Source organism: Microbacterium sp. M (genome assembly GCF_045181065.1).
In the GTDB taxonomy this organism is placed as follows: domain Bacteria; phylum Actinomycetota; class Actinomycetes; order Actinomycetales; family Microbacteriaceae; genus Microbacterium.
Genome location: NZ_CP173721.1, coordinates 273,835 through 284,947, shown reverse-complemented (window position 1 = coordinate 284,947; position 11,113 = coordinate 273,835). Strand labels below are relative to the sequence as shown.

The following is an 11,113-nucleotide window of genomic DNA, read 5'->3' as shown; positions in this document are numbered from 1 at the left end:
CTTCGATGAGACTATTTGACGGCGCCGCCGGTGGCACCGGCCGCGATGTAGCGCTGGGCGAGCACCAGCAGCAGGATCGCCGGGATCGATGACAGCACGGCGGTGGCCATGACGGCGCTCCAGTTGGCGACCTGCGTTCCCAGGTACTGATAGATGCCGAGGGTCACGGGCGTGATGTCCTCGGTGGTCGTGAGCGTCAGCGCGAACAGGAAGTCGCTCCACGAGAACAGGAAGGCGAACAGCCCTGCGGTGATCAGCGAGTTCTTCGCGACGGGCAGCACGATCGACCAGAAGGCTCGGAAGTGCCCTGCCCCGTCGACGCGGGCCGCCTCGATGATGGACGGCGGCACGCTCATCATGAAGGCGCGCAGGATCATGATCGAGAAGGGGATCGCGGAGGTCGCGTCCGCGAGGACGAGACCGGGGATCGAATTCAGGAGCCCGATGTCGTTGTACGCGGCGTACAGGGCGTTCGCGATCACGATGCCCGGGATCATCTGCGCGATCAGCACCGCGAGCAGCGCCACGTTGATCCAGCGATAGCGGAACTGCGCGAGCGCATACGCCGCGGGTGCCGCGATGGCGAGGCTGAGGATCACGGTGCCGACCGAGATGATGAGGCTCGTGACCAGGTTCGCGCCCTGGTCGGCGATCGCCTTCTCGTACCCCGCGAAGCTCGGATTGAAAGGGAAGAGCGTCGCGGTCAGCGTATTGCCCGACGGCTGGAGTGACGCGTTGATCATCCAGTACACCGGGAACAGCATGATGACGAGGAAGAGGATCCCCAGCACCGTGTAGGCGATGCTCCGCCCTGACCGGCGCTGCGCGCGGCGTGCAGCCGCCGAGTCGCCGGTGACGATGGCCATGGTTGTCATGTTCGTTCCGTTCTACTCGTCGACGGCCTTGCGGTTTCCGCGCAGATAGACGAACGCGAAGACCAGCGAGATCAGGATCAGGATGTTGCTGAAGGCGGCGCCGACGCCGAACTCGAAGTCGATGAACGACGTCTGGTACGAACGGATCGCGACGGTCTGCGTCGCATTCGCCGGCCCGCCGTTGGTGAGGCCGAGGATGATGTCGATGACCTTCAGCGTGTACACGACGCCCAGCACGAGCACGACGTTGATGACGGGACGCAGGTTCGGAAGCGTGATGTGCCAGAACGCCTTCCATCCGGTGGCGCCATCGAGAGACGCGGCCTCGTAGAGCTCCTCCGGGATGTCCTGCAGCCCGCCGTACAGGATCGTGACGTTGAACGGGATGCCGATCCAGATGTTCACCAGGATCACGCTGAGCAGGGCCACATCCGGGCTGGTCAGCCAGGGGACGGCGCCGATGCCGATGCTGCCGAGGAACGCGTTCAGGATGCCGCTGTCCTGATCCATGATCGACCGCCACGTCGCGCTGGCGACGATCAGCGGGAGCAGCCACGGCAGCAGCAGCATGGCCCTCAGGAATCCGCTGAGCGGGAACCGGTGGTGGAAGAACACCGCCAGAGCGAGGCCGATCACGAACTGGCCTGCGATGGAACCGATCGTGAAGAGCGCGGTGTTCGTCATGGACGGCCAGAACAGGTTGCTGCTGACCACGGTGATGTAGTTCTGCAGGCCGACCCAGGGCGCTTCCCCGGTGAAGAAGGTCTTGGTCGTGTAGTCCTGGAAGCTCATCGTGAGGTTCTTGACCACCGGGTAGCCGAAGAACAGCACGATGTAGAGCGCGGCCGGCGCGACGAACAGTGCCTTGACGATCGTGTCTCGTCGGAGTCGTCGCCGTGGGCGCGGAGCAGACGGCGGCGCCGTGACGGCCGGCGCGGATGTGGTCGCTGTCGTTGTCATCTCGATCTCCCTTCCGGATGCCCCGCGGCGCGCCGGAGCGCGACCGCGGGGCGTCGGATGCGGGCTCAGCCCTGAGCGGCCTGTTCGAATGCGACGTCGGGGGTCGCCTTGCCGGTGAGGGCGAGCTGGATGGCGTTGTAGATCACGGTCGCCTGCGTCGGCCATTCCTCGCCGAGCTTCCCGGTGCGCGAACGGGCGTTGACGACCTGCTCCGCGAAGGCGGCCATGTCGGGCATCTTCTCGGTGAACTCGGGGATGACGTCGGTGCGCGTCGGGACGGTGAAGCGGGTCTCGCCCGCCTGCAGCGCGATGTCATCGCTGCCCATGCACTCCACGAATTTCGCGGCGTTGGCCTGCTTCTCGGCATCGCCGGTCTGCGGAACCGTCCAGACCTCGCCGCCGAGCGGGGCGACCGGCGTCTGCCCGGCCTCGTTCACCGGCAGCTGCACGCTCGCCCAGTTCACGTCGGTCTCATTCAGAGCCGGGATGTTCCAGGGTCCGTTGACCATCATGGCCGCCTTGCCGGCGGCGAACTGGTCCTTCACGTCGCCCTGGCTCCAGTTGATGACGCTCTGGGATGCCGAGCCCGAATCGACAAGGTCCACCCAGAGCTGCAGCGCCTCGGCGTTCTCCGGCGTCTGCAGGTCGGTCTCGTCGCCGCCGTTGGTCCACATGAACGGCAGGAACTGCCAGGATCCCTCGTACGTCGCGATGGCGGAGAATGCCATGCCGTACTGGTCACCGACGGTCAGTTTCGCCGCAGCATCCTTCAGCTCGGCCCACGTGGTGGGCGGGGCGATGCCGGCGGCCTCGAGGGTGTCGACGTTGTAGAACAGGCCGAGCGTGTTCACGGCCGGCGCGAGTCCGTAGACCTCGCCCTCGTAAGTGGCGGCCTCGATGATGCCGTCGATGTAGCCGGAGGTGTCGACGTCGAAATCGCTGAGCGGTGCCAGCGCGCCGCTCGCCGCGATCTCCTGCACGTCCGGGTTGTCGAGCATGAGCACGTCGGGGAGCGTCTTCGATGACGCGCGCTGGAGCACCTTCTGGATGAGGTCCTTGCCCGGCACGGACTCCCTCTCGATCGTCAGATCGAGGTCGGCCGCGCACTGGTCGAGGAGGTCCTGGACCAGCCCCTTGTCCGGCTCGTTGTTGTAGTAGTCGAGGATCGTGATCGTCTTCGGATCGCCACTGGAGGCCCCTCCCCCTCCGGCACTGCAGCCGGCGAGGGCGAGCGGAACGATCGTGAGGGCCGCGGCGGCCGTGAACAGGGTGCGTCGAGTGCGCATCGGTGACTCCTTTGTGTGAGATGCGGGGTACAGCGAACGGGGCCGGACGGGCTCGGTGCGTCCTCGTCACGGCGATCGTTAAAGCGTTTAAACTCTCAGTGGGAACGAGTATGGATCGATAAGTTGTTGTTGTCAACAAGCGGAAATCGAACGGGAGCGCCATGGTCACCATGAATGACGTCGCGAAGCGCGCGAACGTATCGATCGCGACGGTGTCGTTCGTGCTCAGCGGGGCGAAGCCGATCTCGGCGGGCACGCGCGAACGCGTGGAGACGGCGATGCGCGACCTCGGGTATCGCCGCAACCCCGTCGGCGCGGCGCTGGCTCGTGGCCGCACGAACATCATCGCTCTGCTCTACCCGGCGCTGCAGCGACCGGCGACCGGCTCCGTGATGGGCTTCTTCACGAGCGCCGCAGCCCGCGCACAGGAGCGCGGGCTGAACCTCGTGATGTGGCCGATCAGCAACGACGCGAACGAGGCCGCCGCGCTCGCGAACACCGGCCTCGTCGACGGCGTGCTCCTGATGGAGGTGCAGATGGAGGATGCGCGAGTCCAGGCGCTTCTCCCGGGCAGCACGCCGTTCGTCCTCATCGGCCGCACGCGCGACCCCGCCGGCCTCACCTTCGTGGACGTCGACTTCGAGTCATCGATGTCCGAGGCCGTGGCGGCTCTCGACGCGTTGGGACACCGCAGGATCGCGTTCATCACCGGGAACTGGGGCGACCTCCATCTCGAAGGCCACGGCGCCGCGGAGCGCTCGCGCGCCTGCTTCCGCAGGGAGATGTCCCAGCGTGGCGTCTCGGATCCGCTGATCGTGCCATGCCCCGAGAACTCACTGGACGGACGTCGGCTCGGCCGGATGCTGGCGACCGAGCATCCCGAGCTCACCGCTCTCGTGCTGATGAACGAGCACGCCGCCCCCGGCATCGTGATGGGCCTGCGGGATGCCGGAAGCCGCGTGCCCGACGACATCTCGATCATCTCGATCGGCTCCTCCGCCAACATGGCGGGGATGGCCGACCCGCCGCTGAACTACATGCGGACCCCCGGCGAGGAGCTCGGGCGGCTCGGCGTCGACGCGATCATCGAGCGGATCGCCAACGCCGATGCCGAGCCGCCCGCGGTGCTGCTCGCGTGCGAGATGCAGCCCGGAGAGTCGCTCGCACCCGCGCGAGCGACCCGCTGAGCGTCAGATCTCGGACAGTGCGACCGCCGCCGGTCGCTCGCAGGTGCTCTCGATGACGACCGTCCCGCCCTCGTCTGCCGCGCGGAGGACCGACAGCATGACATCCAGCGCGTGATAGCCGACGGCCCCTGAGGCACGGGCGGCTTCCGCACCGGAGACCGCCCGGTCATGGATGCCGATGCCGCGCCCTGCCCCGACGTATCCCGCCGAGACCGGAAGCGTGTCCCAGCCGTCGGCGCCGAGGGTGCGCAGTCGGACATCGCCGTCGAAGTTGTTCGGGTCGGGTACGACCAGAGACCCGGTCTCACCGTGCACTTCGATGTTGGACGCGCGCGTGGCGACCGTGTCGAACGACATCACGACCGTGGACAGCGCGCCTGAGTCGTGCGTGAGAACCGCGGTGATGTGGGTGAGCACCTCGACAGGGATGCGCTCACCGGCCCGGTCGCCCGAACCGATGACGCGTTCGCTGCGCGTGCGACTTCCCGCTCCGACCACGCTCTCCACCGGGCCGAGCAGGTGGATCAGTGCCGAGACGTAGTACGGACCCATGTCCAGCAGCGGCCCGCCGCCGGGGAGGTAGTAGAAGTCCGGATTCGGATGCCACCGCTCATGCCCTGCGGTCATCATGGTGGCCGTGGCCGAGATCGGCCGTCCGATCAGTCCGTCGTCGACCGCCTTGCGCGCGGTCTGGATGCCGGTGCCGAGCACGGTGTCCGGGGCGCAGCCGACCCAGACGCCCGCCGCGGAGGCGGCCTCGAGCACGGCGGCGGCGGATTCGGCATCCGAGGTCAAGGGCTTCTCGGTGTAGACCTCCTTGCCGGCCGCGATGATCCGCTGCGCGACCTCGGCGTGCGCGGCCGGGATCGTCAGGTTCACGACCAGCTGGATCGACGGGTCGGCGAGGAGCTCGTCGATGCTCAGCGCGCGCACACCCGGCACGCGTGCGGCGACCTCGGCGGCGCGCTCGGGCACGAGATCCGCGACGGCGACGAGCTCGACGCTCCCGAGCCGCGAGAAGGTGTCGAGGTACTGGGCGGCGATGTTGCCGCATCCGATGATCCCGACCTTCAGCGTGCTCAACGGCTGGCCCACAGCATCCCCCGCTCGATGATCGTGCGCACGTTCGGGTCCTCGAGGATGTCGACCGAGTGCCCCGGCGTGGCGACGAAGATCCGCCCTCTGCCCCACAACCGCGTCCACACCGCCGGCGACACGATCGGCCGATGCCACGGGTGGTACGGCTGCACGGGGTGCGTCGTGGTCGCGAGAACGTCGTTGAGATCGTCGTGCAGCACCCAGTACTGCTCGGTCTCGAGCTCGAAGTCGTCGATCCCGGCCGTGATCTCGTGCGCGCGCCCGAGGTCGGTCAGCTCGACCGTGTAGCGCAGGTAATTGTCCTGCTCGTTGCCCGGTCGCTCCTCAGGGTGGCGCCCTGGATGCGTCGCGAACTGCCCGCCGATGAGCTGCAGGTAGTCCGAGTTGTTGCGATAGGAGTCGGCGATGCCGCCGTGCCATCCGGCCATGCCGGCGCCGGCTTCGATCGCCGCCCGCAGCCCCTTGAACTCTTCCGGCTGGATCGTGCTCATCGTGTTGCTCTGCACGATCAGGTCGACATCCGCCATCGTCTCGGCATCCGCGTAGACCGCGGGTCCCTCCTCGATTCTGACGTCATAACCCTGTTCGCGCAGGAACGGCACGAACAGTTCCGTCGCCTCGACGGGATGATGCCCGTCCCACCCACCGCGCACGATGAGGGCTGAACGCGTATTGCTCACCAGGTCTCCTTTTCCGATCGACGCTGATCTGGACTTCGCGCCGTCCTCGATATATGTTGCCAGAAACAACTTTTGAAGTGAAACCGTCGAAGGAGACAGACGTCCATGCGCGTTGCGATGATCGGCCACGGATTCATGGGCGCCGCCCATTCCCAGGGCTGGCGAACCGCCCCCCGGTTCTTCGATCTGCCGGTCCGACCCGAGATGCATCTGCTCGTCGGACGGGATGCCGCGAAGGCCGACGCCGCGGCCGAGCAGTGGGGCTGGTCGGAGACGGCGACCGACTGGCGTTCCGCTGTCGAACGCGATGACGTGGATGTCGTCGACATCGTCACCCCGGGCGACACGCACGCCGAGATCGCCCTGGCCGCGCTGCGCGCCGGCAAGCACGTCATCTGCGAGAAGCCGCTCGCCAACAGCGTCGCCGAGGCCGAGGAGATGACGCGTGCCGCCGAGGAGGCGGCCGCGCGCGGCATCCTCTCGATGGTCGGTTTCACGTACCGCCGGGTTCCCGCCGCCGTGTTCGCCCGTCAGCTCGTCGCCGACGGACGGCTCGGCGAGATCCGCCAGATCCGCGCCGAGTACCTGCAGGACTGGTTGTCGGATGCCGAGGCTCCGCTGACCTGGCGCCTGCAGAAGGACAGAGCGGGCTCTGGATCGCTCGGCGACATCGGCGCCCACGCGATCGACATGGTCGAGTACGTCACCGGCATCCGGCTGTCGAGCGTGTCGGGCATCCTGGAGACCATCGTCGCCGAGCGTCCGCTGCTCGGCGAGGGCGTCGGGCTCTCCGGCACCGCGTCGACGGAGCGCGGGCCGGTCACGGTCGACGACGTCGCGCTGTTCCACGGCCGGTTCGCCAACGGAGCACTCGGCTCCTTCGAGGCGACCCGCTTCCGCACCGGACGCAAGAACGCGTTCCGATTCGAGATCTCCGGCTCGCTGGGCGCGCTGTCGTTCGACATGGAGCGCATGAACGAGCTCGAGTTCTACGACGCGACGAACCCCGACCTCGAGCAGGGCTTCCGCCGGATCCTCGTCACGGAGGCGGGCCACCCGTACACGGGCTCGTGGTGGCCGACCGGTCACATGCTCGGGTACGAGCACGGCTTCTCGCATCAGGTCGTCGACTTCGTGCAGGCCGTCGCCGACGGAGCGCAGCCGCGCCCGTCGTTCGCCGACGCGCTGCACGTGCAGCGGGTGCTGGATGCCGTGGAGCGCAGCTCTGAGACCGGCAGCGCCTGGACGCCGATCGGCGGCTGACTCGCCCTGCACAGTGACCTCGGAAATCGAGGTTGTGCACCGACCCCGGGAATCGGCCTGACGCGCGAGTATCGTCTGGCACATCCCTGGTCGGCCGGAGCACAATGGAGGCGTGTACATGTCCGTCGAACTCATCGCCGTCGTGGTCAGCGCCGTAGGAATCGTGCTGACGCTCGGCACGACCATGCTCGCCGGCTTCGCGTGGTGCGTGCGACGGATCGACAGCGTCGAGGAGAGGCTCGCGGCAAGGATCGACGGCGTGGCCGCCGAGATGACCGACGTCAAGATCGCCGTCGCGCGCCTCGAAGGACCAGAACGCCGGTTCTACACGCCGGCGCGCTGACTACCGCAGGACGAACGCGGCCGCGCCGATCAGCGGACCCTCGTCGCCGAGTCCCGAACGCACAACCCGGGTGCGGCGGGAGTACTCGTGCGCGGCGCTGGCGGTGAGGGCGGCTTGGACGAGTTCGATGTAGTCGTCGGAGACCCGGGAGAACCCGCCGCCGATGGCCACGGTGTCGAGGTCGACCAGCGTCGCCGCATCCGCGAGCGACTCTCCGACGGCCTTCGCCGAGCGTTCGATCGCGGCCCGCGCGGTGGCGTCGCCGGCCGCGGCATCCCTGGCGAGATCTTCACCCGTCGCGCCGGCCCAGCCCTGCGTCTGCGCCCAGGCGGCACTCGCTGGCCCTGATGCGATCTCCTCAAGCGTCAGCCCGCCCTCACGGCGGACCTGTCCGAGGTGTCCGGCATTGCCGGTGGCACCGGCGATGTACGCGCCGTTGACGACGAAGCCGCCGCCGACGCCGGTCGAGACGACGATCGACAGGGACGCATGCGCGTCGCGCGTGGCCCCCAGCCAGGACTCGGCGAGCGCGAGCGCACCGCCGTCGTGTCCGAAGACCGTCGGCAGCCCACGGCCGAGGATCCCGGACGCAGCCGTGCGCACCGCATCCGCGAGACCGTACCCGCGGGCTGCGGGCATGTTCACCGGCAGGATCTGGCCGGCGCTCCGGTCGATCGGCCCGGCACTGCCGATGCCGGCCCCGACGAGCTCGGCGTCGTCGGGGAGGCGGGAGAGCGCGTGGGCGATCACTGTCGCGATCGCGTCGTCGAGCGACGCGGGGGTGGCATCCCGGCCCGTCGCGCGGCGGCTGCGGCTTCCCCGCACGAGGGTGCCGTCGTCGGCCACGAGCGCGGCCTCCATCTTGGTGCCGCCGACGTCGACGGCCAGCGCGTAGCGGGTCACTGGACTCCCTTTCCGCGCCGTGCCGGCGCGCTCGGACCGAGGGTCACTGCGGTTCGAGCCCGAGGTCGTCGAGATCGAAGGCGGCGCGCCATTCCAGGCCCGCCTCCTCGATCGCGGCCTGCGCTCCGGTCTTGCGGTCGACGATCACGGCGACGGCGACGACCTCGGCGCCCTCACGGCGGAGGGCTTCGACGGCCTTGAGCGCGGACTGACCGGTGGTCGAGGTGTCCTCGAGGACGACGACGCGCTTGCCCGTGATGTCCGCACCCTCGATCTGACGACCGCGGCCGTGGTCCTTGGGCTCCTTGCGGACGACGAACGCGTCCAGTGGGCGTTCTGTCCCGACGGACGCGTGCATGACGGAGTTCGCGATCGGGTCGGCGCCGAGCGTCAGCCCGCCGACGGCGACGACGTCAAGGTCGCCGATCAGGTCGAGCATGATGCGCCCGATGGCCGGGGCCGCACGGTGGTCGAGCGTCAGCTTGCGCATGTCGACGTAGTACGTCGCCTGCTTGCCGCTGGAGAGGGTGAAGTCGCCGTGGAACACCGCCTCATCCGTGATGAGGGCGAGCAGGGACTGGCGATCTGCGTCGAGGGTCACGGCATCCAGTGTAGGGCGCGGGCCCTGGCCGTGACGGCGCGTGTCGCCTATCGTGGCGGGGGAAGCGACGGATGCCGGAGGTCTCATGTTCTCGTTCGATCCCTATGCCGAACTCGCCGAACTGCGCCCTGTGGCGCCACTGGAGCTGACCAGCCCTGATTTCACGCCGGGCGGTCCGCTGCCGGTGTTCGCCTGGTCGGCTTCGCGCGGCGGCGAGGACCGCGCGCCGACGCTCGAGTGGTCGCAGCCGCCGGCCGGAACCCGGAGTCTCGCGATCAGCTGCTTCGATCCGGACGCGCCGACCGGATCGGGCTTCTGGCATTGGGCCGCATTCGATCTCCCCGGTGGCACCATGTCGCTCCCCGGCGGGGATGGCACAGCGGCGTCGCTGCCGGGTTCGGCGCGCGTGCTGCCGAACGAGCAGCGCACCGAGCGCTTCATCGGCGCGGCGCCGCCGGCCGACACCGGAGTGCACCGCTACTTCTTCGTCGTCGACGCCCTGGACGTCGAGACGCTCGACATTCCCGCCGGCTCGACGCCCGCGGTCCTGGGCTTCAATCGGCACTTCCACACGCTCGCGCGCGGCGTACTCGTCGGCACGGCGGATCCTGCGGAGCGCTAGTCGCTGGCCTTCTTTCGCGGCCGCTTCTGCACTTCAGGCACCTCGAGTTTGGGCACCGCGCGCAGCATGAACTTGTCGAAGTCAGGCACAGTGAACGCGGCATATCCGTGCTCTGGCGTGTACAGCAACCCCATGTCGATCAGTTCAGCTCGTGTGGGTCCGAGTTGAGTCGACTCGCGGCCCATCACCCGTGCGACTTCAGACGCCTTCTGTGCTTCTGGCCCGAGGTCCGCCATCGCCCGCATATAGGCGGTTTGAAGGGGGGTGGCGCGGTCTAGACGGACGCGGAAGAACGAGCTGTCGAGTTTGGCTTCGTAACCTTCTCTGGCGATCAGCACGTCTTCGCGAGTAATGGGAGATTGCTCCGCGATTTCCCATACCTGGTAGCCGAGCTCTTGCAGGAAGTAGGGGTATCCACGCGTGATATCGACAGCTAGATCGACAGCATCCGCCTCGAACACCACTCCTTCGGCGGCGGCGGGCTCGATCAGAGCCTTTTGCGCATCCTCCCCACTGAGCGAGTCGATCTTCGGGAACTGGAAGAGGCGCTCGGCGTACGATTTCGCATCGCCGGCCAGTTCCGCGATCTGTGGAAGTCCGGCCCCCACAAACGTTATCGGCAGCTTCCGTTGCACGGTCTTGTGCACTGCCTGGATCAGTGCTTCCAGTTGCCTGGCGCTGAGAAACTGCACTTCGTCGATGAGGATGGCAATGCCACGCTCCCGCTCTTGTGCGATCTCGCCGAGGGCAACCAGCACATCGGTGAGATCAAGCCCGAGATCGCCGTGATCAGCGAACCCTTCTTCTGCTTCCACATCCCACGCGAGCGACCACGTCCCCTGCTGGTCGACGGAGACAGCGAAGGACGTGACGACTGCGGCCGCGCGCCGGGCACGATCGGTCCACTTCGCGCGCGGCGACAGCCTGAGCAGGGCTGCCTTCAGGAGCGAAGCCATGGTCTGTCGGAAGCGAGTGTCGTCATGCTTACGCGCTTCGATCTCGAGCACTTCCCAGTGTTCCGTGCGCGCGATGTCGCCGAACTCGTTGAGCAGCACTGTCTTGCCGACGCCACGCAACCCGGTGATGATCATCGACTGATGCGTTTTGCCGCGCGCGAGTCGTCGAAGCAGGATCTCGAAGGCCTTCGTCTGCTCCTCCCTCCCGACGATGATGTCAGGAGACGCTCCAGCGTTCGGTGTGTACGGGTTCAGGATGCTGTCCACGCTGCGCCTCTGTTTGTTCCGTTACTCGGATTATGCCACTTTATGTCATTCGGATAAAGCTTCCAAAAGTCA

12 protein-coding genes are annotated in these 11,113 nt (G+C 67.6%); 4 read left to right on the top strand and 8 right to left on the bottom strand.

The features are described from left to right. Positions 1 to 11 precede the first annotated feature (11 nt). The 3 genes from ACI7YT_RS01385 to ACI7YT_RS01375 form a co-directional block, all read right to left on the bottom strand. Entirely contained in the window at positions 12 to 875 is an 864-nt protein-coding gene (locus ACI7YT_RS01385) for a carbohydrate ABC transporter permease (protein WP_406248471.1), read from the bottom strand. A 12-nt stretch (positions 876 to 887) separates the two neighbouring features. Continuing rightward, positions 888 to 1,835 carry a carbohydrate ABC transporter permease gene (locus ACI7YT_RS01380; protein WP_406248469.1) on the bottom strand — a complete coding sequence of 316 codons (948 nt, stop codon included), beginning with the start codon at positions 1,833 to 1,835 and terminating at the stop codon, positions 888 to 890. Between the two features lie 65 nt (positions 1,836 to 1,900). Further along, on the bottom strand, positions 1,901 to 3,121 hold the full coding sequence (locus ACI7YT_RS01375; protein WP_406248467.1) for an extracellular solute-binding protein: 1,221 nt from the start codon (positions 3,119 to 3,121) through the stop codon (positions 1,901 to 1,903). A gap of 161 nt (positions 3,122 to 3,282) precedes the next feature. Here ACI7YT_RS01375 and ACI7YT_RS01370 point away from each other — a divergent pair, with 161 nt between their 5' ends. Further along, positions 3,283 to 4,308, top strand: a complete 1,026-nt coding sequence (locus tag ACI7YT_RS01370) for a LacI family DNA-binding transcriptional regulator (protein ID WP_406248465.1) — start codon at positions 3,283 to 3,285, stop codon at positions 4,306 to 4,308. A 3-nt stretch (positions 4,309 to 4,311) separates the two neighbouring features. Here ACI7YT_RS01370 and ACI7YT_RS01365 read toward each other — a convergent pair whose 3' ends face one another. Beyond that, complete coding sequence (locus tag ACI7YT_RS01365; protein WP_406248463.1) at positions 4,312 to 5,403, bottom strand: Gfo/Idh/MocA family protein; 1,092 nt, start codon at positions 5,401 to 5,403, stop codon at positions 4,312 to 4,314. Further along, positions 5,388 to 6,086, bottom strand: coding sequence for a ThuA domain-containing protein (locus ACI7YT_RS01360; RefSeq protein ID WP_406248461.1), 699 nt, complete (start codon positions 6,084 to 6,086; stop codon positions 5,388 to 5,390). Before ACI7YT_RS01360 ends, ACI7YT_RS01365 begins: the two co-directional genes overlap by 16 nt. Positions 6,087 to 6,203: 117 nt before the next feature. On the opposite strand from ACI7YT_RS01360, the gene ACI7YT_RS01355 reads away from it, so the two are divergent. Both ACI7YT_RS01355 and ACI7YT_RS01350 read left to right on the top strand, forming a co-directional pair. Then, on the top strand, positions 6,204 to 7,349 hold the full coding sequence (locus tag ACI7YT_RS01355; RefSeq protein WP_406250649.1) for a Gfo/Idh/MocA family protein: 1,146 nt from the start codon (positions 6,204 to 6,206) through the stop codon (positions 7,347 to 7,349). A gap of 118 nt (positions 7,350 to 7,467) precedes the next feature. Then, positions 7,468 to 7,692: a hypothetical protein gene (locus ACI7YT_RS01350; RefSeq protein ID WP_406248460.1), complete on the top strand. Its 225-nt coding sequence runs from the start codon at positions 7,468 to 7,470 to the stop codon at positions 7,690 to 7,692. On the opposite strand, the gene ACI7YT_RS01345 is transcribed toward ACI7YT_RS01350, so the two are convergent. Together ACI7YT_RS01345 and pyrE are read right to left on the bottom strand one after the other, a co-directional pair. Beyond that, complete coding sequence (locus tag ACI7YT_RS01345) at positions 7,693 to 8,595, bottom strand: ROK family protein (protein WP_406248458.1); 903 nt, start codon at positions 8,593 to 8,595, stop codon at positions 7,693 to 7,695. It abuts the gene before it with no gap. Between the two features lie 43 nt (positions 8,596 to 8,638). Further along, positions 8,639 to 9,196: an orotate phosphoribosyltransferase gene (gene pyrE, locus ACI7YT_RS01340; protein ID WP_406248456.1), complete on the bottom strand. Its 558-nt coding sequence runs from the start codon at positions 9,194 to 9,196 to the stop codon at positions 8,639 to 8,641. A gap of 85 nt (positions 9,197 to 9,281) precedes the next feature. Here pyrE and ACI7YT_RS01335 point away from each other — a divergent pair, with 85 nt between their 5' ends. Beyond that, positions 9,282 to 9,818: a YbhB/YbcL family Raf kinase inhibitor-like protein gene (locus ACI7YT_RS01335; RefSeq protein WP_406248455.1), complete on the top strand. Its 537-nt coding sequence runs from the start codon at positions 9,282 to 9,284 to the stop codon at positions 9,816 to 9,818. Here the strand turns inward: ACI7YT_RS01335 and ACI7YT_RS01330 are convergent. Next, positions 9,815 to 11,041 (bottom strand): AAA family ATPase, encoded by a 1,227-nt coding sequence (locus ACI7YT_RS01330; protein ID WP_406248453.1) that lies wholly within the window; start codon positions 11,039 to 11,041, stop codon positions 9,815 to 9,817. The two genes, ACI7YT_RS01335 and ACI7YT_RS01330, sit on opposite strands and share 4 nt — an antisense overlap. Positions 11,042 to 11,113: the final 72 nt, after the last annotated feature.

Excerpts from the sequence above, each read along its gene's own strand:
- ACI7YT_RS01385 (WP_406248471.1), bottom strand. The coding sequence starts at position 875 with ATGACAACCATGGCCATCGTCACCGGCGACTCGGCGGCTGCACGCCGC.
- ACI7YT_RS01380 (WP_406248469.1), bottom strand. The coding sequence starts at position 1,835 with ATGACAACGACAGCGACCACATCCGCGCCGGCCGTCACGGCGCCGCCG.
- ACI7YT_RS01375 (WP_406248467.1), bottom strand. The coding sequence starts at position 3,121 with ATGCGCACTCGACGCACCCTGTTCACGGCCGCCGCGGCCCTCACGATC.
- ACI7YT_RS01370 (WP_406248465.1), top strand. The coding sequence starts at position 3,283 with ATGGTCACCATGAATGACGTCGCGAAGCGCGCGAACGTATCGATCGCG.
- ACI7YT_RS01355 (WP_406250649.1), top strand. The coding sequence starts at position 6,204 with ATGATCGGCCACGGATTCATGGGCGCCGCCCATTCCCAGGGCTGGCGA.
- ACI7YT_RS01350 (WP_406248460.1), top strand. The coding sequence starts at position 7,468 with ATGTCCGTCGAACTCATCGCCGTCGTGGTCAGCGCCGTAGGAATCGTG.
- ACI7YT_RS01335 (WP_406248455.1), top strand. The coding sequence starts at position 9,282 with ATGTTCTCGTTCGATCCCTATGCCGAACTCGCCGAACTGCGCCCTGTG.